The sequence below is a fragment of the Streptomyces sp. TAA040 genome (assembly GCF_000424845.1).
Window position 1 is genome coordinate 48,004 of the sequence record NZ_AUKR01000017.1, and the last position, 19,897, is coordinate 67,900.

At 73.4% G+C, this 19,897-nt stretch carries 19 protein-coding genes and 1 pseudogene; 3 read left to right on the forward strand and 17 right to left on the reverse strand.

From position 1 onward, the window contains the following. Positions 1-69: 69 nt before the first annotated feature. Complete coding sequence (locus H300_RS0116295) at positions 70-1,356, forward strand: adenylosuccinate synthase (protein WP_028428277.1); 1,287 nt, start codon at positions 70-72, stop codon at positions 1,354-1,356. Positions 1,357-1,504: 148 nt separating this feature from the next. On the opposite strand, the pseudogene H300_RS32500 reads toward H300_RS0116295, so the two are convergent. From H300_RS32500 to H300_RS27290, 5 genes and pseudogenes are all read right to left on the reverse strand, one after another. Beyond that, positions 1,505-1,663 (reverse strand): annotated as a pseudogene (locus H300_RS32500) (DNA-binding response regulator); the annotation flags it as partial. Between the two features lie 239 nt (positions 1,664-1,902). Then, a complete protein-coding gene (locus H300_RS0116300) occupies positions 1,903-2,589 on the reverse strand; it encodes an ABC transporter ATP-binding protein (protein ID WP_028428278.1) in 687 nt (228 codons plus the stop codon). Between the two features lie 115 nt (positions 2,590-2,704). Further along, complete coding sequence (locus tag H300_RS0116305) at positions 2,705-4,186, reverse strand: ABC transporter permease (protein ID WP_028428279.1); 1,482 nt, start codon at positions 4,184-4,186, stop codon at positions 2,705-2,707. Positions 4,187-4,350: 164 nt separating this feature from the next. Beyond that, positions 4,351-5,097: a peptidoglycan-binding domain-containing protein gene (locus H300_RS0116310; RefSeq protein WP_028428280.1), complete on the reverse strand. Its 747-nt coding sequence runs from the start codon at positions 5,095-5,097 to the stop codon at positions 4,351-4,353. Then, entirely contained in the window at positions 5,097-5,333 is a 237-nt protein-coding gene (locus H300_RS27290) for a twin-arginine translocation signal domain-containing protein (protein ID WP_037980684.1), read from the reverse strand. Before H300_RS27290 ends, H300_RS0116310 begins: the two co-directional genes overlap by 1 nt. A gap of 279 nt (positions 5,334-5,612) precedes the next feature. On the opposite strand from H300_RS27290, the gene H300_RS0116320 reads away from it, so the two are divergent. After that, positions 5,613-6,176, forward strand: coding sequence for a YbaK/EbsC family protein (locus H300_RS0116320; RefSeq protein ID WP_028428281.1), 564 nt, complete (start codon positions 5,613-5,615; stop codon positions 6,174-6,176). Between the two features lie 86 nt (positions 6,177-6,262). On the opposite strand, the gene H300_RS0116325 is transcribed toward H300_RS0116320, so the two are convergent. From H300_RS0116325 to H300_RS0116365, 9 genes are all read right to left on the reverse strand, one after another. After that, complete coding sequence (locus H300_RS0116325; RefSeq protein WP_028428282.1) at positions 6,263-6,979, reverse strand: alpha/beta hydrolase; 717 nt, start codon at positions 6,977-6,979, stop codon at positions 6,263-6,265. Next, the gene (gene kynU, locus H300_RS0116330; RefSeq protein ID WP_028428283.1) at positions 6,976-8,202 is read right to left on the reverse strand and encodes a kynureninase; all 1,227 of its coding nucleotides are present in this window, start codon (positions 8,200-8,202) and stop codon (positions 6,976-6,978) included. Before kynU ends, H300_RS0116325 begins: the two co-directional genes overlap by 4 nt. Next, positions 8,195-9,085, reverse strand: a complete 891-nt coding sequence (locus H300_RS0116335) for a tryptophan 2,3-dioxygenase family protein (RefSeq protein WP_028428284.1) — start codon at positions 9,083-9,085, stop codon at positions 8,195-8,197. The genes kynU and H300_RS0116335 overlap by 8 nt, the downstream gene beginning before the upstream one ends. A 253-nt stretch (positions 9,086-9,338) precedes the next feature. Then, on the reverse strand, positions 9,339-9,653 hold the full coding sequence (locus H300_RS27295) for a DUF2000 family protein (RefSeq protein WP_051270106.1): 315 nt from the start codon (positions 9,651-9,653) through the stop codon (positions 9,339-9,341). 267 nt (positions 9,654-9,920) lie between these two features. After that, the gene (locus H300_RS0116345; protein ID WP_028428285.1) at positions 9,921-10,334 is read right to left on the reverse strand and encodes a DUF3151 domain-containing protein; all 414 of its coding nucleotides are present in this window, start codon (positions 10,332-10,334) and stop codon (positions 9,921-9,923) included. Positions 10,335-10,500: 166 nt separating this feature from the next. After that, positions 10,501-11,523, reverse strand: a complete 1,023-nt coding sequence (gene fbaA, locus H300_RS0116350; RefSeq protein ID WP_028428286.1) for a class II fructose-bisphosphate aldolase — start codon at positions 11,521-11,523, stop codon at positions 10,501-10,503. 311 nt (positions 11,524-11,834) lie between these two features. Continuing rightward, a complete protein-coding gene (locus H300_RS0116355) occupies positions 11,835-12,374 on the reverse strand; it encodes an orotate phosphoribosyltransferase (RefSeq protein ID WP_028428287.1) in 540 nt (179 codons plus the stop codon). Between the two features lie 160 nt (positions 12,375-12,534). Continuing rightward, on the reverse strand, positions 12,535-13,356 hold the full coding sequence (locus H300_RS0116360) for an aldose epimerase family protein (RefSeq protein ID WP_028428288.1): 822 nt from the start codon (positions 13,354-13,356) through the stop codon (positions 12,535-12,537). A 174-nt stretch (positions 13,357-13,530) separates the two neighbouring features. Continuing rightward, positions 13,531-14,784 carry a hypothetical protein gene (locus tag H300_RS0116365; protein WP_028428289.1) on the reverse strand — a complete coding sequence of 418 codons (1,254 nt, stop codon included), beginning with the start codon at positions 14,782-14,784 and terminating at the stop codon, positions 13,531-13,533. A gap of 494 nt (positions 14,785-15,278) precedes the next feature. Here H300_RS0116365 and H300_RS0116370 point away from each other — a divergent pair, with 494 nt between their 5' ends. Further along, positions 15,279-16,601 carry a macro domain-containing protein gene (locus tag H300_RS0116370; protein WP_051270108.1) on the forward strand — a complete coding sequence of 441 codons (1,323 nt, stop codon included), beginning with the start codon at positions 15,279-15,281 and terminating at the stop codon, positions 16,599-16,601. 92 nt (positions 16,602-16,693) lie between these two features. On the opposite strand, the gene H300_RS0116375 is transcribed toward H300_RS0116370, so the two are convergent. The 3 genes from H300_RS0116375 to H300_RS0116385 all read right to left on the reverse strand — a co-directional run bounded on the left by H300_RS0116375 (position 16,694) and on the right by H300_RS0116385 (position 19,621). Beyond that, the gene (locus H300_RS0116375; protein ID WP_028428291.1) at positions 16,694-18,385 is read right to left on the reverse strand and encodes a spermidine synthase; all 1,692 of its coding nucleotides are present in this window, start codon (positions 18,383-18,385) and stop codon (positions 16,694-16,696) included. Between the two features lie 238 nt (positions 18,386-18,623). Next, positions 18,624-19,166, reverse strand: a complete 543-nt coding sequence (locus H300_RS0116380; protein ID WP_028428292.1) for a DUF2617 family protein — start codon at positions 19,164-19,166, stop codon at positions 18,624-18,626. Positions 19,167-19,381: 215 nt separating this feature from the next. After that, positions 19,382-19,621, reverse strand: coding sequence for a hypothetical protein (locus tag H300_RS0116385; protein WP_028428293.1), 240 nt, complete (start codon positions 19,619-19,621; stop codon positions 19,382-19,384). Positions 19,622-19,897 lie beyond the last annotated feature (276 nt).

Below are 19,897 nucleotides of genomic sequence, written 5' to 3' on the forward strand. Positions count from 1 at the left end.
ACGTCGGCAAGCGGCCGATCCGCCACTCACGCACGTGGGACATGCCCCGCCCGGAAGGGGTGTACGCCTGTGCCCGCACTTGTGCTGCTCGGTGCTCAGTGGGGTGACGAGGGCAAGGGGAAGGCCACCGACCTGCTCGGCGGCTCGGTCGACTACGTGGTGCGCTACCAGGGCGGCAACAACGCCGGCCACACGGTCGTCGTCGGCGACCAGAAGTACGCGCTCCACCTGCTGCCCTCCGGCATCCTCTCGCCAAGCTGCACACCGGTCATCGGCAACGGGGTCGTCGTCGACCCGGCCGTGCTGCTCTCCGAGCTGAGCGGGCTCCAGGAGCGCGGCGTGGACACCTCCAAGTTGCTGCTCAGCGGCAACGCCCACCTGATCACGCCGTACCACACCGAGATCGACAAGGTGACGGAGCGGTTCCTGGGCGGCCGGAAGATCGGGACCACCGGCCGCGGGATCGGGCCGACCTACGCCGACAAGATCAACCGGGTCGGCATCCGGGTGCAGGACCTGTTCGACGAGTCGATCCTGCGGCAGAAGGTGGAGGCCGCGCTCGACTTCAAGAACCAGGTGCTGGCCAAGCTCTACAACCGCAGGGCGGTCAGCGCCGACCAGGTCGTCGAGGAACTGCTCGGCTTCGCGGACCCGCTGCGCGGCTTCGTCTGCGACACGACGCTGGTGCTCAACGACGCGATCGACGAGGGCCGGGTGGTGCTCTTCGAGGGCGGCCAGGGCACCCTGCTGGACGTCGACCACGGCACCTATCCGTTCGTCACCTCCTCCAACCCGACCGCGGGCGGCGCCTGCACGGGTGCGGGCGTCGGCCCGACGAAGATCAGCCGGGTCATCGGCATCCTCAAGGCGTACACCACCAGGGTCGGCGCAGGACCGTTCCCCACCGAGCTGTTCGACGCGGACGGCGAGGCGCTGCGCAGCATCGGCGGCGAGCGGGGCGTCACCACCGGGCGCGACCGACGCTGCGGCTGGTTCGACGCGGTGATCGCCCGGAACGCCACCCGCGTCAACGGCCTGACCGACTTCTTCCTCACCAAGCTCGACGTGCTCACCGGCTGGGAGCGGATCCCGGTCTGCGTCGCCTACGAGGTCGAAGGCAAGCGGGTCACCGAACTTCCCTACAGCCAGAGCGACTTCCACCACGCCAAGCCGGTGTACGAGTACCTTCCGGGCTGGTCGGAGGACATCACGAAGGCGAAGACCTTCGCCGAGCTGCCGAAGAACGCCCAGCGGTACGTGAAGGCACTGGAGGAGATGTCGGGAGCGCCGATCTCCGCCATCGGGGTCGGTCCCGGCCGGGACGAGACGATCCAGATCAACTCCTTCCTCGACTGACGCGCCGCCCGAGGTCCCGGCCGGCGCCCCGGGGGGGGGAGGGCCCCGCAGCGGCGGCCGCTGTCCGCCGCTGTCCGCCGCTGTCCGCCGCTGTCCGCCGCTGTCCGCCGCTGTCCGCCGCTGTCCGCCGCTGTCCGCCGCTGTCCGCCGCTGTCCGGGTGAACTCGTCGATCAGGCTCCGGGTCACGGCTGGGGCCAGCAGCGACTCCCCCTCGGCCACCGTCCTCACCCCGGTGGCCAGTTGCCCGGCGGAGGCGTCCTTGAGCAGGAAGCCGGAGGCTCCGGAGCGGAGCGCCTGGTGGACGTACGCGCATCTCGGTCCGCGGGTCCGGCTGCCGGTGGGTCTGCGGCATGTCCGGAACAGTACGGAGCGCCGTCCCCGGGAGCGTCCGCCCCGAGTCGCATGCTGAGGCCTCCCCCGCAGGAGGGACCCCGTCCGCCCCCGGACGGCAGCGCGCGGGACGGGCGGGCCCGGGCGGCGGGCCCCGCCCCGGGCGGGGCCCGAGCGGCGAGGACCCTCCGGCGGAGGCCGGGAACGGGGGCGTCCTACGGGGCGGGTACCTGATCGGTGACGGTCACGCGGCCCCGGCGGATGGTCGCGACCCGGGGCGCACGGCGGGCGAGCGCGCTGTCGTGGGTGACCATCACGAAGGTGGGACGGTGCTCCTGCCAGAGCCCCTCCAGCAGTTCCATGATCTCGTCGCGCATCGACTCGTCCAGGTTGCCGGTCGGCTCGTCGGCGAGCAGCACGTTCGGGCGCTTCACCAGCGCCCGGGCGATGGCGACCCGCTGCTGCTGGCCGCCGGACATCTCGCCGGGCAGGTGGCCCAGGCGCTCGCCGAGGCCGACCGACTCCAACGCCTCGGCGGCCTGCGCGCGGCGGTCCGCGGCCTTCGTGCCGAGCGGCACCAGCGCCGTCTCCACGTTCTCCCGCGCGGTCAGGGTCGGGATGAGGTTGAAGCTCTGGAAGACGAACCCGATGCTCTGCGCGCGGATGGCGGTCAGGCGGGCCTCGCCGAGGCGGGCGAGGTCCACGCCGTCCAGTTCGATGCTCCCCGAGGTGGGCCGGTCCAGCCCGCCCAGCATCTGGAGCAGAGTGGACTTGCCCCCGCCGGTGGGGCCCTGGATGACGAGCCGGTCACCGTCCTCGATGGTCAGGTCGATGCCGGCCAGGGCGTCGACGGTCTCCTTGCCGCGCCGGTAGCGGCGGGTCACTCCGGTCAGTCGGTACACGGTGGGTCAACTCCAGTGGGTGGTGGCGAACGGCGGTTGCGGCGGCGCTACGGTTTCGGGCCGGGCCGGGGAGGCCAGGGTTCGAGCCGGGACGGACCACTGCTCCGGGCGGGGGTCACTCGACGCGGCGCAGGGCGTCGGCCGGGCGCAGCCGGGAGGCGCGCCAGCCGCCGAAGCCGCCCGCGACGAGCCCGCCCGCCACGGCGAGGGTGACCGCCATGCCGATGGTGGTCGGTGAGACGGGCGCGCTGAGGGCGATGTCCAGGACGGTGGTGTCCGCACCACCGCCCGGACCGCCTCCGCCCGGAGCGCCTCCGCGTCCGCCGCCCGGGCCGCCGAAGGGCCCGCCGTCCGCGGCTCCGGCCGACGCCCCCAGCTCGGCGGTGAGGGTGGGGCTGAACGCGGTGACGGCCCAGGCGCCCGCGAGGCCGAGCGCGATCCCGAGGGCGCCCCCGATGAGACCGTTGACCAGGGCCTCGCCGACCACCTGCCGGGTCACCCGGCTGCTCCGCCATCCCAGGGCCTTCAGCGTGCCGAACTCCCGGACCCGTCGGCTGACGGCCGCCGAGGTGAGGAGCCCTGCGACCAGGAAGGCGGCGGCGAGCACCAGGTAGGAGAGCCACTTGCCGACGTTCGAGGCCAGGTCGGACGCGGTGCTCAGGGAGCCGGAGACGGTGTCGGCGAGGTCGGCGGAGGTGGTCACGGTGGCGTCGGGCACCTCCTCCTCGATGCCGGCCTTGACGGCGTCGATCTGCTGCGAGTCGGTCGCCTTGACGTAGACGGTGGTGATCTCCTCCTCCACGTCGGCCAGCGTCTGCGCCCGGCCCAGCGGCACGTAGACGTCGGCGGCCGCGTCGCCGCTGTCCGGGGTGGCGATGCCGACGACCTCGAAGTCGGTGCCGGAGACGGTGACGTCCGACCCGACCTCCAGCTCCTCCTCCTGCGCGTACGCGCTGTCGAGGACGGCGTTGTCCGCCCCGGCGTCCTCGTCGGTGAGCGCCCGTCCGTCGGTGAGCACGGAGGAGGTCAGCGGTCCGAGTTCGGTGCTCGACACGTCGGTGCCGTAGACGGTGAAGGAGTCCACGTCGAAGGCGGCACCGCCGCCGCGCACCTGCCCGCCGCCCGCCCCGTCGCGGGCGGCGCCGTCGCCGGTGCCGGGTTCGGCGGGAGCGACCTCCCCGCGGCGGAACTCCCCGTCCACCTTCATCACCGTGAGGTTGAGGCCGCCGACCGCGTCGGCCACACCGTCCTGCTCGCCGACCTGCGCCACGGTCCCGGCGTCGAGGGTCTGGAAGCCCTGGACCATGATGATGTCCTGGCTCTGCGCGGAGTCCCCCTCGTCGTCCCCGGCGTCGAACTCGAAACGCGGCCGGTCTCCGCCGCCCCCCTCGCCCCGCGGGTCGGCCGCCTTGGTGACGGTGATGTCGGTGCCGAGTCCGTACAGCGACCGGAGCACCTTGCTCTGGGCCTGCTCCATACCGGAGGAGACCGAGCTGACGAGGATGACGAGGGCGATGCCCAGGGCGAGGCCGGAGGCGACGACGAGGGCCGCCTTCCGACGGCGGCGCAACTCGCGCCCGAGGTAGATGAGGAACATTCCCGCACGCTAGGAGTGGGGGGTGAGGAACGGATAAGGCATCGATGAGAGACGTCTGAGAACGCACACCCCGCGTCCGACCGCCCCGCGCGAGCCCGCGTCCGATGCCGGAGGAGCGGTCCGCGCACGCGGCGCGGACCGCTCCTCCGGCATCGGACGCGGCGTCAGGAGAAGGTGGCATTCCAGGTGTCCGGGCCGACGATGCCGTCGACCGTCAGTCTCCCGGCCGCCTGGAGGTCCTGGCAGGCCGCCTTCGACGAGGGGCCGTAGGCGGAGTCGACGGTGAGTCCGGCGCCGTGCGCGCTGTTCATCCGAGACTGCCAGGTGCCGACGGCGGAGTGGTGGAAGACCGGCGGGTAGGAGAAGTGGACGCCGGGCCACGGCGGCGGCCCGCTCCCGCCGTCCGGGTTCAGGGTGCCGTCCTGCACGAGCGGGTAGAGGTTGCCGGGGCAGGCCGTGGAGGTCAGGTTGCGGTGGCCGTTGACGCCGTTCGCGGCGCCGCCCTGCTGCCTGAGCCGGGTGATGGCGTGATGGAAGGCGTCGACGAGCCCGCTGGTGACGGTGTCGTAGTTGCTACTGCTGCCCCCCACCAGCCCGCACACGGCGTACCAGTTCTGGTTGCCGGAGGTGCTCCCGTTGGCGGCGGTGCGCAGCCCCTCCCCGCGTCCCTCGAAGACGTGGCCGTGCACGCAGACGAGGTGGCTGTAGGCGATGTCGTCCCAGCCGTTGGTGTCCATGTGGTGGTTCTGGTGGCCGCGCACCTGCCCGGCGCAGGAGCTGTGGCTCGATGCCGCGACCCGCGTTCCACCGACATGGTGGACGGCCACCCCGCCGTGCTGCGGGGTGATGTTGGTGCTGGTCGCGCCGGGTGCCCGGGCGCCCCACTGGGCGCGGGGGACGAAGACGACCATCAGGCGGTCCTCCCGTCGAGTCCGCAGCTCACACTGGCGTTGAGCGGCTCGCCCCCGGAGGCACGGCCGGCGGCGGAGGCGTGTTCGGCGTCCGGATGGTCGGGTCGGGTGACCACCGGGAGTTCCTTCGGACCGGCGAAGGCCGGGCCGGAGCAGAGGACGGGTATGCTCGCCGCGCCCCCGACGAGGGCCGCGGCGGTTCCGAGAAAGCGCCGGCGTGACGGTCGGTCGGTCAACTCTCCTCCAGGACAACGCTGTGGGGAGGCGCAGCCGAGGACAGGGCCACGCACGCGCCCGGTCCGACCCGCCCCCTCGGGTCACTGCCAGGCTGCCCACCGGGAAAGGGGAGTTGGCCACGGAAGTGTGAAGATGGCGCACCAGAACTCACCACCGGGGTTCATCGCCCGTTTGTTGTCATGTGCACGCTTGATATGGTATGCGCGTGCCCGCCGGGACCCTGAGGCGGACGACCGGAGGGAGCCCCGCAGCGCGCGGGCGGTGCCTATCCTGATTCCATGAGCGCATCGGCAAGCATTCCGTTCGGCGACTTCACGGACGCCTGGCCGGCCGCGGAGCGTCCCGACCTGGTGGCGGAACCGGTGGCCGCGGCCCTGGGCGCCTGGGCGTCGGCGCACCCGGTGGAGTCGGTGCTCGTGGTCGACACCGACCCGGAGAAGGCCGACACCGCCGCCTTCTGCGCCGCGTACGGCGTGCCGCTGGAGGCCTCCGCCAACTGCGTCGTGGTGGCGGGCAAGCGCGGTCAGGAGACCGGATACGCCGCGTGCATGGCGCTTGCCCACACCCGGCTCGACGTCAACCGCACCGTGCGTACGCAACTGGGCGCCCGGAAGGCCTCCTTCGCTCCGATGGACGCCGTCGTCGCGGAGAGCGGCATGGAGTACGGCGGCATCACCCCGATCGGCCTGCCGGCCGGCTGGCCGCTCCTGGTCGACGAGGCCGCGGCCGAGTCGCCGTGGCTGGTGGTCGGCAGCGGTCTGCGCCGCGGCAAGATCCTGCTGCCCGGCCGCGCACTCGCCGCGCTCCCGGGCGCCCGGGTGATCCGCGGCCTCGCCGCCTGACCCCCGTCCCGGCACCCTTCCTGGGCGGGGGCCCCATCACCGCCACGCGGCCGGCGTGTCCGCCCCGGACAGCTGGCGCCCGGCGGTCAGGGACGGCGGATCATGCTGAGCAGGACGCTGAAAGCCGGCCTGGTCGGGATGAAGGGCGTGTAGTGCCCGGTCCCCGACATCAACTGGAGGCGGGCGCCCCAGTTGTTCACGTACCGGCGGGAGAGCTCGATCGGCACGTCGGTGTCGGCGGTGCCGTGCACCACCTCCACGGCCACCCGGGGCAGCAGCCGCATCGGATCGGCCTCCGGCAGATGCGCCGCCAGGCCCTCCGGACCGCCCAGGAAGTCGGAGACCGCGCCATCGCCGAGACCGGACTCGTGCGCGCGCACCATGTCGGCGACCGGGGCGACCGCGATCACCCGGTCCGCCGCCCGCTCTCGGTGCGCCGCCGCCCAGAGGGCGAGCTGGCCGCCCGCCGAGTGGCCCAGCAGCACCTTGGGCGGCCCGCCGAGACGGGTCAGGGCCGCGTCCACGTCCTCGGCCGTCTGCGGCCAGCCGCCCCCGCCACCGACCCGCCGGTACTCCACCAGCTCGACGGAGAAGCCCTGCTGCCCCAAGGCCGCCGCGAACGGCGTCAGGTGGCCGCGGTCGTAGGCCTGCCGCCAGAACCCGCCGTGCAGCACCGTGACCCGAGGACCGTTCTCCTTGCCGTACCGGTCGACGACCTGTGCGGCGTCGTCGCCGTAGCTCTCGCTGCTCACCGGCTCCACCGGTTCCAGCGCGCTCAGCTGCGCCCACTCGGCATCGCTCACCCGACGACCTCCCCCAGCACCTCCGCGGCGCGCTCGACATCGGTGAACGAGGTGTACAGCGGAGTGAACCCGAAGCGCAAGACGCCCGGCCGGCGGTGGTCGCCGACGACGCCCCGCGCGATCAGCTCGGCCATCACCGGTTCGGCGTCCTCGCAGTAGAGCGAGATCTGGCTGCCCCGCCGGTGGTGCTCGGTCGGCGTGAGGCAGGCGAGCCGACCCGCGGGGACCCGGGCCGCGACGCACTCCAGGAAGAAGTCGGTCAGGGCCAGCGACTTCGCCCGCACCTGCTCAATGCCCACGCCCTCCCAGACGCCGAGAGCCGCCTCCAGTGCCAGCATGGACAGCAGGTCGGGGGTGCCGACCCGGCCGCTGCGGACGTCGCCCGCGGACTCGAAGCCGGCCCGCATCCCGAAGGGGTCGCGGTGGGCGTTCCAACCGGGCAGCGGGGAGTCGAACGCGGCCTGGTGGGCGCGGCGCAGGTACAGGAACGCGGGCGCTCCCGGGCCGCCGTTCAGGTACTTGTAGCCGCAGCCGACGGCGAAGTCCACACCGTGCCGGTCGACCCCGACCGGCAGCGCTCCGGCGCTGTGGCAGAGGTCCGCGACCACGTACGCGCCGACGGCGTGCGCCGCGCGGGTGAGGGCGGGGAGGTCGTGCAGCGTGCCGGTGCGGTAGTCGACCTGGTTGACGAGGAGGGCCGCCGTCCGCGGGCCGAGCGACTCCGCCATCCCCTCCGGCGCCACCGGACGGAGCGTCCGGCCGGTCATCCGGGCGACGGACTCCGCGATATAGCCGTCGGTGGGGAAGGTGGCCGCGTCGACCAGGATCTCGTCCTTCTCCGGCCCTCCCTCGACGTCGGCCAGCCGGACGGCACCGGTGAGCGCCTTGAACACGTTGACGGAGGTCGAATCGCCGACGACGAGCTGCCCGGGGGCAGCTCCGATCAGCGGGGCGATCAGGTCGCCGATCCGCTCCGGCGCCTCCCACCAGCCGGACTCCGTCCAGGAGCGGATGCGGAGCTGCCCCCACTCGCGGCCCACGACCTCGGCCAGGCGGTCGGGGACGGCGCGCGGCAGCGCGCCGAGCGAGTTGCCGTCCAGGTAGACGCCCCCGGGCGCGTCGTCCAGCACGAAGGCGTCCCGGAGCGGTGCCAGCGGGTCGGCCGCATCCCGCGCGCGGGCCTGCCGTGACGACGGACCGGGGGCGCGTACCGGCTCAGACATGGCTGCGCGCCGTCCACAGCTCGGGGAAGACGTTCTTGGCGGCCCGCTTCTCCAGCCAGCTCACCCCGGGTGAGCCCCCGGTGCCGGTCTTGGAGCCCATCGCTCGCCGGGTGGCGACCAGGTGGTCGTTGCGCCAGCGCCAGACCTGCTCGGCGACCTCGGTGAGGGCCTCGCCGAGGCGGAGCAGTTGCGGGTCGCGGCTGTAGTCCCCTGCGTCAGCGTTGTCGCTGCTGTCCGCCGCCGGGCTCCCCTCCGCCGTCCGGGCGCCGGCGGGGACCTCCTGGGCGTAGATGCGGGCCCAGACGGCCTCCACCTCCGGGTCGGGCTCGTGCCGCCGGGTGACGTCACGGGCCAGTACGGCCTCGGGGATCGCGGCACCCCTGCGGTGCAGGTGGCGCAGCACCTCGTCGTACAGGCTGGGCTCGTGCAGCGCCTTCTCCAGCTCGTCGTGCACCCGGGGGGCGCCGCGGTGCGGGACCAGCATGGACGCCGACTTGTCGCCGAGGAGGAACTCCATCCGCCGGTACATCGCGGACTGGAATCCGGAGCCCTCACCGAGTGCCGAGCGGTAGGAGTTGAACTGGGCGGGGGTCAGATGCGCCAGCGGCTCCCAGGAGGCGTTCAGCGACTGGAGTTCGTAGGTGGACCGTTTCAGGGCGGCGAACACGGTCGGCAGGTTGTCCTGCCGCAGCGCGGTCGCGGCGGTCTGCCACTCGTGCACGATGACGGTGAACCACAGCTCCATGACCTGGGTGGTCACCAGGAACACCATCTCGCCGGGATCGTCCGACAGCGGATGCTGGAGGTGGGTGAGGACGTCCGCCTGGACGTAGTCCTCGTAGGGCGTGGTACCTGCGAAGTCCAGGTTCGGGGTCTCCGACATTCGGTTCTCCTTGAGCGCTCGCCCGGGATCGCCGGGCCTTCGGACCGCTACCGCCCGTCGCCGGGCGGGTCCGGCCCCGCCCGGATCATCTCTGCCGGAATCGCGGCGGGCAAGGACCGGACGGCCGGTGCCCCGGCCGTTCCTCGCGGGTACCCGCGGATCGGCGGAACCGTCCTCCCGATCCGGTGGCCCTCCCGCGCTGCCCCTTTCGTCCGCGGGCCCCGGAGCGCTCCCATGCCGCGCTGCCTCCCGGTCAGAGGTGCATGCGGGCGCCCTTGAGGATCGTGTCCACCGCGCGCCCGCACGAGCGGGTCAGCGCCTCCTTCCCGCCCTCGGAGACCAGCGCCGGTTGCCGGAACCTCACGAGGTACCCGGTGCCGTCGGCAGCCGGGTAGGGCTTGCCGATCATCTCGGGCACGACCGGGCCGATGCCGCTGACCAGGAAGGCCGTCGCATTCAGCCGTTGCCAGGCCTCCAGGTCGCCGCGGAGCGGCACCGCGATCCTGGTGTCGAACCGGGAGGGGTTCGCGTCGTTCTCCGTGCCGGAATCCTCTCCGGCCCGCACCACCGCCGTCTTGTACGCTCCTTGTCGGCGCGTGCATCCCGAGAGTTCTGCATATCCGCAGGTCAGAGCCTGTCGGCCGCCGGTGGCGGGGATGCCGGCCGGCGAGGTGGCCGGCGCGGCAGGGCTTCTACGCCCAGGCCCACCTCGGGCGCCATTTCAAGCGGGTGCTCGGCACCAGCCCGGGGCGCTTCGCGCACACCGGACCGGCTGCCGAGGGGAGCCGGAGGCCCTGAGCCGGTGCGGGGAACCGCGAGGTGTCCCCGCGGGCCCTCAGGTGAGGATCTCGGCTGCGGTGGGTGAACTCTCCTTGAGGAAGGTCATGCAGCGCTCGTGCTCCTCCTGCTCGTCGATGGCCTGCGCGGCGCGGGCCAGGGCGTGCAGGGCGCGGAGGAAGCCGCGGTTCGGCTCGTGCTCGAACGGCACCGGGCCGTAGCCCTTCCAGCCGCTGCGGCGCAGCGAGTCCAGCCCCCGGTGGTAGCCGGTACGGGCGTACGCGTAGGACTCCACGACCCGTCCGCCCTCGAAGGCGTCGTCGGCCAGTTGCGCCCAGGCCAGCGAGGAGGTCGGGTACTTCGCCGCGACGTCGGCGGGTGCCGTGCCGCCGGCGAGCAGCTCGCGCGGTTCCGGGTCGTCCGGAAGATGGGTCGGGGGCGGTCCCCCGAGCAGGTTCTCGTGATTGACCATAGGTCCCAGTGTGCCTTGCCTCCGGCATGCACCGACCGTCCGCCCCCGCGGGGACGGACGGTCGGTGACAGCGGAACCACCGTGCGCTGACTTGCGGTGCGTGCCGGCAGGAGCCCGGTACGGCTCCGGGCGGCCCGGTACAGGCCGGCCGGAGCGGCGCAGGTGCTCAGGCGAGCTTGGTGCCGGTGGAGCGCAGGTCGCCGCAGGCCTTCTGGACCCGGGCGGCCATCGAACCCTCGGCGCTCTTACCCCAGCTCCGCGGGTCGTAGACCTTCTTGTTGCCGACCTCGCCGTCGATCTTCAGCACGCCGTCGTAGTTGCGCAACACGTGGTCGGCGATCGGCCGGGTGAAGGCGTACTGGGTGTCGGTGTCCAGGTTCATCTTCACGACACCGTTCTCCAGCGCGGTGGCGATCTCCTGATCGGTGGAGCCGGAGCCGCCGTGGAAGACGAAGTCGAACGGGCTCTCCTTGCCGTACTTGGCCGAGACACCCGCCTGGAGCTCTTTGAGGATCTCCGGACGGAGCACCACGTTGCCCGGCTTGTAGACGCCGTGCACATTGCCGAAGGAGGCGGCCAGCAGGTAGCGCCCCTTCTCCCCCAGGCCCAGCGCCTCCGCGGTCCGGAGGGCGTCGTCGACCGAGGTGTACAGCTCGTCGTTGATCTCGTGGGTGACGCCGTCCTCCTCGCCACCGGTCGGGGTGATCTCGACCTCGAGAATGATCCTGGCGGCGGCCGCCGCGGCGAGCAGTTCCTGACCGATCTCCAGGTTGTCGGCGAGGTTCTCCGCCGAGCCGTCCCACATGTGGGACTGGAAGAGCGGGTTCCGCCCGGCGGCGACGCGCTCCCGGGAGACCTCGATCAGCGGCCGGACATAGCCGTCCAGCTTGTCCTTGGGACAGTGGTCGGTGTGCAGGGCGATGTTGACCGGGTACTTCTGGGCGACGATGTGTGCGAACTCCGCCAGCGCGACCGCGCCGGTGACCATGTCCTTGCTGTACTGACCGCCCAGGAACTCCGCCCCGCCGGTGGAGATCTGAACGATGCCGTCGCTCTCGGCCTCGGCGAACCCGCGCAGCGCCGCGTGGAGGGTCTGCGTCGAGGTGACGTTGATGGCCGGGTAGGCGAACTTGCCGGCCTTCGCCCGGTCGAGCATCTCGTTGTAGACCTCGGGGGTTGCGATGGGCATCTGTCCGCTCCTTGTGAGACGTGCGGGTATCCGGATGGGTTGAACGCTTGGGTGATCACTCGAACCGTGAAGCTTCAGCCCTGACCTGTGGGTGGCGACGTCATCGTCGGACCCATCTTCCCAGAAGCCGCCGAATGCTCCAGCCGTGCGGTACCGACAGCGGGTGGTCGAAACGTGGGCCCTGCGGGGCGAGGTTTCACGTGAAACATGCCCGCACCGGTGAAGCGGCTGGTCAAGCCGCCACACCGGTCACCACCCGGACACCTGGGCACCCCGGGAGCGGCCCCACCTGGCGGAGCCGGGAGCGTCCGTCAGTCGAGTCCGAGGTCCCCGAGGTCGTAGGCGTACCGGTACGCGAGTGATGCGTCCGCGAGGGCGGGCGCCGCGCCGCGCTCGACGATGGTCGCCACCGCCACGACCTCCGCCCCGGCCTCCCTCGCGGCCTCGACCGCGGTGAGCGGGGAACCGCCGGTGGTGGAGGTGTCCTCCACGATCAGCACCCGCCGGCCGGCGATGTCCGGGCCCTCGATCCGGCGCTGGAGGCCGTGTGCCTTGCCTGCCTTGCGCACCACGAAGGCGTCCAGACGCCGCCCGCGGGCCGCAGCGGCGTGCAGCATCGACGTGGCCACCGGGTCGGCGCCCAAGGTGAGACCGCCGACCGCGTCGAAGTCCAGGTCGGCGGTGAGGTCGAGCATCACCTGCCCGGTCAGTGGCGCCGCCACGCCGTCGAGGGTGATCCGGCGCAGGTCGACGTAGAAGTCGGCCTCGATCCCGGAGGAGAGGATCACCTTGCCGTGCACCACGGCCTTTCCCTTGATCTGCCGCAGCAGCTCCGCGCGTACATCGCTCATGCGGACGAGCCTACGGGGCCGGCTCCGCAGCTCCGGCCTGGGCCGCCGGCCCGACCCCCGGCCGCACTCCGGACTGCGGGGGCGGCAGGAGCGGGGACGGGAGCGGCTGCGGGGCGGCCGGGGAAGGGGGCCGGCTGGAGGGACGGGATCGGGAGCCCGCTCACCGAAGGGCGGGGTCCGGTACCTGCCAGCTCCAGCGGGTGCCGATCTCCAGCGGATCGATCAGGGTGACCAACCGCGGATGCGTGTTGAGGCCGTTGGGCGGGCCGGACTGCGGTTCCACGCAGACCGCCTCCGGCTGCTCGTCGTAGACGACCGCCCACTGGGCGCGGCTGGTGACCCTCAGCTCCAGCTCCTCCGGCCAGGTCAGGGTGACGTCGACCCCGTCCGGCATCGCGAAGCAGTCGTCCCACGGGCCCGGTTGCGGCTCCATGCGGCACCCGGTCGGCAGATGGTCCGCACCACGCTCCTCCTGCCACTCGGCAGCGAAGTCGATGCGGACGTCCCTGCCGTCCTCTGCGAGCCGGCGCAGGAACCACGGGTGCCACCCCGCCTGGGCGGGGAAGGACTCGGCGGAGGTCTCCACTCCCATGGTGAGCGTCAGGCCGCTGCCGTCCTCGGCGAGTTCCACCACCTGGGTGACGGTGCCGTCCCACGGCCACGGGTCGCCGAGCGCGAAGGTGAACACGGCCGAGCGCGCGTCGGCCCGTTCGGTGCGCCAGGCGGCGCGCCGTCCGAGGCCGTGGATCGCGTGCGGGCCGGAGTCCACCGGCAGTTGGTACTGCTCCGCACCGCTGCGGAACCGCCCCTGATCGGTGCGACCGCACCAGGGGACCATCACGAAGGAGCCGTACTTCTCTCCCTGGCGCAGCAGTTCCTTGCCGTGCACCCGGAGCGAGGAGAGACGGCATCCCTGGTCGGGCTGGACGGTGAGCTCCACCCCGGGGGCGGTGAGCCGGACTTCAGTCGTCTGTGTGGGCACCGATCGAGCGTACCTGCCGGGCCGCGGACCCACCGGCACCCTCCCGGCCGTCCCGACCGGTGTCGTGCGCGTCGACGGGCAGGCGGCCCGGTGTCGGGCGGCAGGAGCGGCGGGGAAACGGAGCACAGTCCGGGTGGCGGGGCGCCTGAGGGGCCGGCGCCGGGGGTGCGGCGGTCAGAGTCCGCGGCGGCGGAGCAGCCTGCCCACCACCACAGCCGTGGCGACCGCGACCGCGGCGGCGGGAGCCGCCCACCGGAGCGCGTGGGCGGTCGAGTCGCCGTCCGGCCCAGGGACCGGCGCGTACCGGCCGCGCGGCGGCGCGTGGTCGACCTCCTCGGCGCTGCGGCCGATCATCGTGCGCCGAGCGTGCGCCGCCTCGGCCGAGGACCGTCCGACCCCGGGCAGTTCCTCGTCGTCCTCGTCGAGATACTCGTCGTCCCCCTCCGGGGGGCCGCCGTGCTGCTCCGACCGGGAGGGACTGCCGGAGGGCCCGGCCGCTCCGACGCCCGGCGCCTCCGCTCCCGGCCCGGTCGGCTCGGGCGGCGTGCCCGCGTCGTAGACCGACTCCGGAGTGGAGGGAACGGGCGGGAGGTCCGGTCCGGCGACCGCGTCCCCGTCCGGTGCGCCGGTCCCGGCGCCCTCGCCACCGGAAGCGGGACCGGAACCGGAAGCGGCACCGGGATCAAGAGCGGAGCCGGGGTCGGGCACGCCGCGTCCCGGGGGCGGACCGATGTCCGGAACGGCGCCGGGAGCCGTGCCGGGGTCGGCAGGTGGGTCCTCGCCGACGGGACCCTCGTGCGGAGTGTCCGGGGAGGGAATGCCCGGAATCGCCCGCTCGTTGTCATCCGGGGGCGAGTCGGCCGCCAGGCTCTCGGCCAGTGCACCGGCGAATCGCTCCAGCAACCGGCGGGCCGCGGCCGAGCGCTGCTCCGCACGGAGTTCCGCCAGGCGGCCGTGCGCGTCCACCGAGCCCGTGCACTCCAGCACCGTGCCCTCCTCCACGCCGGGGAGCCCCGCCGCGCGGGCGGCGCCCGCCGTCCGGCTCTCGTCGGGGGTGGCGGTCCTGGGCAGCAGGGCGAGGCGCAGCGTCGCCCCGCCGCCACCCCGGGCCTCGGCGCCCTCGCCGTCCACGGCGAAACCATTCGCCCGCACGGTGAGCCGCATGCTGCCGCGGTAGGTGATGGTGAGTCCGGCGATCCGCAGCCGCAGCCTGCCCGCGACCACCTCGGCGTCGGCGCCGTCCGCCTCCGGAACGGTGCCGGTGGGGGAGGCCGCGTCCCCCGGGCGGCCCTCCCCCGGCGGCACCGCCGCGCCCTCTGCGGCGGTGTCGCGTTGGAATCCCGGCACGCAGCGGGCGACCCGCTCCGGTTCCGCGAGCGCCGCCCGCACCGAGCCGACCGGAAACGGAACGTACACCTCATGCTCCATGCCGATGAGCCTACCCACGGGCCGGGAAAGATGTACCCGTCCGGACGGTCACGCGCGTCGCGGCTCCCCCGAAAGGAGACCAGCCCTCGAACCCCTCGTGGAGCACCGCGGGGCCTTCCGCCGGGAGTGCGGGAGAGCGAGGCGGGCCGACGGCCTCATGGAGCGGGCCGACGGGCCTCATCGGCGCGGAGAGGATGCTTTCACGCCGTCCGGGACCCCGGCCGCGCGACGTCTGCACGGAAGTCGAACCCCTGCCCCGGCGCGGCTCGCTACTGTGGTGCCTGCGCCGCGCTCGACCCGGCAGCGCACTGATCGGCGCCGGCGTGCGCCCCCTGCCCGCGCCCCTTTCCTCCAGTCGCTCCTTCCGGTACCAGGAGACCCATGACGCTGCTTCCCGGAAAAGCGCCGCAGTACTTCCGTCCGGCTCCCGACGTGCCTCCCAGCGCCCCGCGCCGCACCGCACCGCGTTCGGCCGCCCGGAGGGGCGGGGACCGGTGGTCGCCGCGGTGAGCGCCGTCCGGATCGACGTGCTCGGGCCCCTGCGCCTGCGGGTGGCCGGTCGGGAGGCGGCCCTGCCGCCGACGGCCGCGGCGGTGCTGGTCCGGCTCCTGCTCGGCGGGGGCGAGGCCGTCACGGTGGCGGATCTGTTCCGCGACGTGTGGCGCCCGCACGACCCGGTCCTGCGCAGACCGGACAGGATCAGCGTGCAGAAGCGCATCCACCAGGTGCGGCGGGCACTCGACCCGGGCGCCCCCGGGGAGACGTCCGGACTGCTGCGCACCGAACGCGGCGCGACCTCCGCCTACCGGCTGGTCCTCCCCCGCGAGCAGGTGGACCTCTTCCGCTTCCAGGACCTGGTCGCCCGCGCCCGGCGCGCGGACCCCGCCGACCGGGCGGCACTCGGACAGGAGGCGCTGGCCCTCTGGCGCGGCCGGCCGCTGGCCGCTGCGGCGGACTGCCCCTTCGCCCAACCCGAGATCGGGCGGCTGAACCGCCTGCGCGAGGAGACCCGGCACGACCTGGTCCGCATCCACCAGGAGCTGAAACGCCCACGCGCCGCGCTCGACCTCGCCGAGCGGATGGCCGCGGAGCGGCCGGACGACCCGGCGCTCGCCGCGCGGGTGTCCGCGCTGCGCGAGCGGGTGCGCGGCCCGCTGGGTGGGCTGCTGCGCCGGGACCTCGACGAACCGCCGGTCTCGCTCGTGGTGACCCGCGGCGATCTGCTCTCCCAGTCGGACGCCGACCTCGTGGTCGGCTTCACCGACACCTTCGACACCGCCACCGAGCGGGACCTCGTCATCGACGGAACGAGCGTGCAGGGCCAGTTGCTTCGCAGGGTGTACGGCGGGGACCGGGCCGCGCTCGACCGCGACCTGCGGGCCGCGCTCCGGCACGTCGCGCCGGTGGCCAGGGAGCGCCGGTGCGACAAGCGGCACGGCAAGCTCAACCGCTACCCCCTCGGCACGGTCGCGGTGCTGCGCCCGTCGGACCGTCGGATCTTCGCGGTGGCGTACAGCCGGATGGGCAACGACCTCGTCGCCCGCTCCGGCACGGCGGAGCTGCGGCGGAGCACCGGGCAACTGTGGGAGGCGCTCGCCCGGCACAGCCAGTCACGGCCGGTCGCGATGCCGCTCATGGGCTCCGCCGCCCGGGGCGGCAGCAGGCGCCGCGAGACGCTGCTCACCACCGTCGTCGAGTCCTTCGTGGCCCGCTCGCGCACCGAGCGGTTCTGCCCGGAGCTGCGCCTCGTGCTCTCGCCGTCCGCCCTGGAGCAGCTCAGCATGCTCGACGTGGCCGCCTTCCTCCGCGACGTGTGACGGCCCGCCACGCCGACCCGAGCAACGCCCGGTGGCCGGACGGTTGGGGGCCGGCGCTCGGGCGGGCGGTGCCCCGGGGAGCCGTGTCGACCTCAGTACCGCGGGTGCAGCAGAGTGGAGGGCGGCAGACCGTCCCTGCGGTGACGTTCCGCCAGCCCGTGCGCCACCGCCAGCTCCTTCGCTCCGGGCCGCTGGCCACCCGCCCGGAGCGGCGGTGCCGCTGCACGGCCGGCCAGCAGCACCCCCCAGCCGTCCGCACGGGGGTGCCGGCGCCGCTCCGCGGCAGCGCCGCCCGCGGCGCGAGGGTTGCCCACCAGGTACGGCACCGGGTGCAGCCCGGCCGCGCGCAGGGTGGCATCGACCGTCCAGAACTCCTCGGGGGACACGGCGGGCGATCCGGCGTGCACGGCGAACCGGCCGCCGTCCGACAGGGCGCGGGAGACCAGTCCGTAGAACTCCCGGGAGTACAGCTTGGTGCTGTCGGTGACGTCCGGCTCGGGCAGCCCCGAGACGACGACGTCGAACCGCGGCTTGCCGGATCCGACCCGGTCCCGGAGCCAGCCGAAGGCGTCGGCGGTGACGAGACGGACCCGCGGGTCGTGCAGCGCGCCCTCGTTCAGAGCCCGCAGCCCGGGGTCCGCCCTGGCCAGCCCGAAGACGGCCGGGTCGGCGTCCAGCACCGTGACCGAGCGGGCCCCCGAGTGGCGGAGCACCTCTCGGGCGGCCAGGCCGTCGCCACCGCCGAGGATGAGCACCCGGGCGTGCCGTCCGGCGGCCATCGCCGGATGGACGAGTGCCCGGTGGTACCGGGCCTCGTCCGCGCTGGACGCCCGGAGTGTGCCGTCGAGGAAGAGCCGCAGGCCGGGGGCACCGGCTCCCGGACCGCCTGCGGTTCCGCCGGCCGGGCCGGACTCCGGGCCCGGGGCGGAGGTCCGCTCGGGCGGACCCCCGGCCGGGCCGGACGCGGGTTCCTCGGTGAGTACGATCTCCTGCACGTCGCTCTGCACCACCACCCGGACCTGAGCGCCGTAGACGGCTCGGCGGGCGGCCTCCTCGAAGCGGTCGGCGAGCAGGAGCGCCGCCAGCAGGATCAGAAGCGCCATCGCACCGGCGGCCAGCAGCACCACGCGCGTCGGGCGGCACAGGTCGCGGCGGAACAGCCAGAGCACCACCACCGAGCCGGCGCAGACGTTCACCACCCCGACCAGCAGCGCACCGGTCGACTGGCCGAAGAGGGGCAGCAGCAGGAAGGGGAAGGCGAGGCCGCCGACGAGCGCGCCGACGTAGTCGGCGGCGAACAGGTCGGCGACCGCACCGCCGGGGTCCTGGGCCCGGATGCGCTGGATCAGTGTCATCAGCAGCGGCATCTCCGCGCCGATCAGCATGCCGATGGCCAGTGAGAAGGCCACCAGCACGGCCTGCGACTGGCCGAGCCAGGCGAAGCACGCGTACAGCGCCATCGCCGATCCCCCGCCGATCACGGCGAGGAGCGCCTCGATGAAGCCGAAGCCGGCCGCCGCCCGGCAGCGCAGCCGCTTCGCGAACAGCGAGCCGAGGCCCATCGCGAAGACCATCACGGACAGCACGATGGACGCCTGGGTGACGGAGTCGCCGCTCAGGTAGGAGGCCATGGCGACGAGCTCCAGCTCGTACACCAGCCCGCAGGCGGCGCAGACGAACACCGACGCCAGCACCAGGAAACGGCCCACACCCGGCGGGACCGGCAGTTTCGGCGGGCGCTCCTCCGACCGCGCAGGCGGTAGGGACACCGACTGGTCGATCATGCGGTGAACGCTACGTGACGGCAAACCTCCGTCACGTCACCCACACGTGTGCACCTGCGCCGGGTCCGACGGGTGCCAGGGGACGGGCCCGCGCCGCCGCCCGCCCCGCACCGTCGCCGTCCGCCCCACGCCACGCCCACCTGCCGGAGAGCGCGGTGCGACTCACCGGGACGGGCTGACGCCGGCCGCCGTCATCGGGCCGCGTGGTGCGGTTTGCCGTGGTCGCGTCGTACGCCCGTCACCGGGCTGTGTGGTCCGCCAGGCGCGCTTCCCGGAGGGCGCGCACCGCGATCCGGGTACGGGTGGCCACCAGCCGCCCCTCCTGCGGGTACGAGTGCCAGGTCCGCCAGCAGACCTGCTGCTGGACGCGCTGGACGAGCAGCGCGGTGAAGGCGTGCGGGCAACCGGGGAACGTGCCCGCCAGCCCGTTGGGGTGGTCGGCCACCAGAGCGAGCAGCTCCTGGGCGCGTCCCGCGAAGGAGCCGCTGGAGAGCGTCTCTACGCGGGCAGCGAACTCGTAGTCCCAGCCGCCGAGTTGTTTGGACACTCCGACAGGGAGCGGGGTACTGCTGCCCGGCATGCAGGCGACCGTCTCCGAGCAACTGCCGTCCCCTTCCTCGATCAGTACCTGGTGCGAGGCGCCGAGCAGTCTCAACTGCACTTTTGCTTCGTCGAGTTCGACGTCCAGTGTGGCCAGTGACGGCAGTGGTTCGCGGCCGAGGGCCCAGGCGAGGTCCCCGGCGCGGCTGTCGGTGTAGGCGGTCTTGAGAACGGTGAGCATGGGTCGGCTCCGCAAGCACGTGTGGAGGGTGGTCCGGCCCACCCCTGGGTCTCGACCTCGGGATTCCTCATTCGCCGGCTCGTGCCCACGTGGGGTCCGGGATACAGCTTCACCGAATCATGGATCTCGTCGCGTCCACAGCGGTTTTACCCATCTTCCGCCCGTTTCCATACCAGAGGGGGCGGTGCTGGTCAGTTGTTCAACTAGCTACAGCCTCAGGGGTGACAGACGTCAGCAACCGCCGCCGTCTCCTCCGCCACCTCCGTCGCCCCTGCCGTCACAGGAGCCACCGCTGCCCCCGGCGTGAACCGCTCTCGGCCCCGCCGTCCGCGTACGAATGGCCCGAGGAGCCGCCTTTCGTCCTCCCGGGTGGCCATCCTGCTGCCCACGATCACGAGCCTCGCCGGGAGCACCAACGCCAGTGCCAAGAAGCCGAGCATCACGAAGGTCTCCATGGCTCCCCCGCCCTCTCTTCCACCGGCCGGGCCACCGGGCGCCCACCGGCCGGCGACGCCTGCGGACCTCGTCCCCCGTGCAGGACGTGTTGAGGGGATGCCCGACGCAGCCGGGGTTCACAGCGGTTTTGAGCAAGACCAGGGGTTCCCGCGGGAGTTGCCGAGCCGCGGCACGACGGTGGCTGCCCGGCAGAGGAGGTCTGCGCCCGGCAAGGGCGCGGTCCGCGCGGAGCCGTTGCGATCGACCGCAGGGTGTCGCGGGCAGCGCCGGGACCG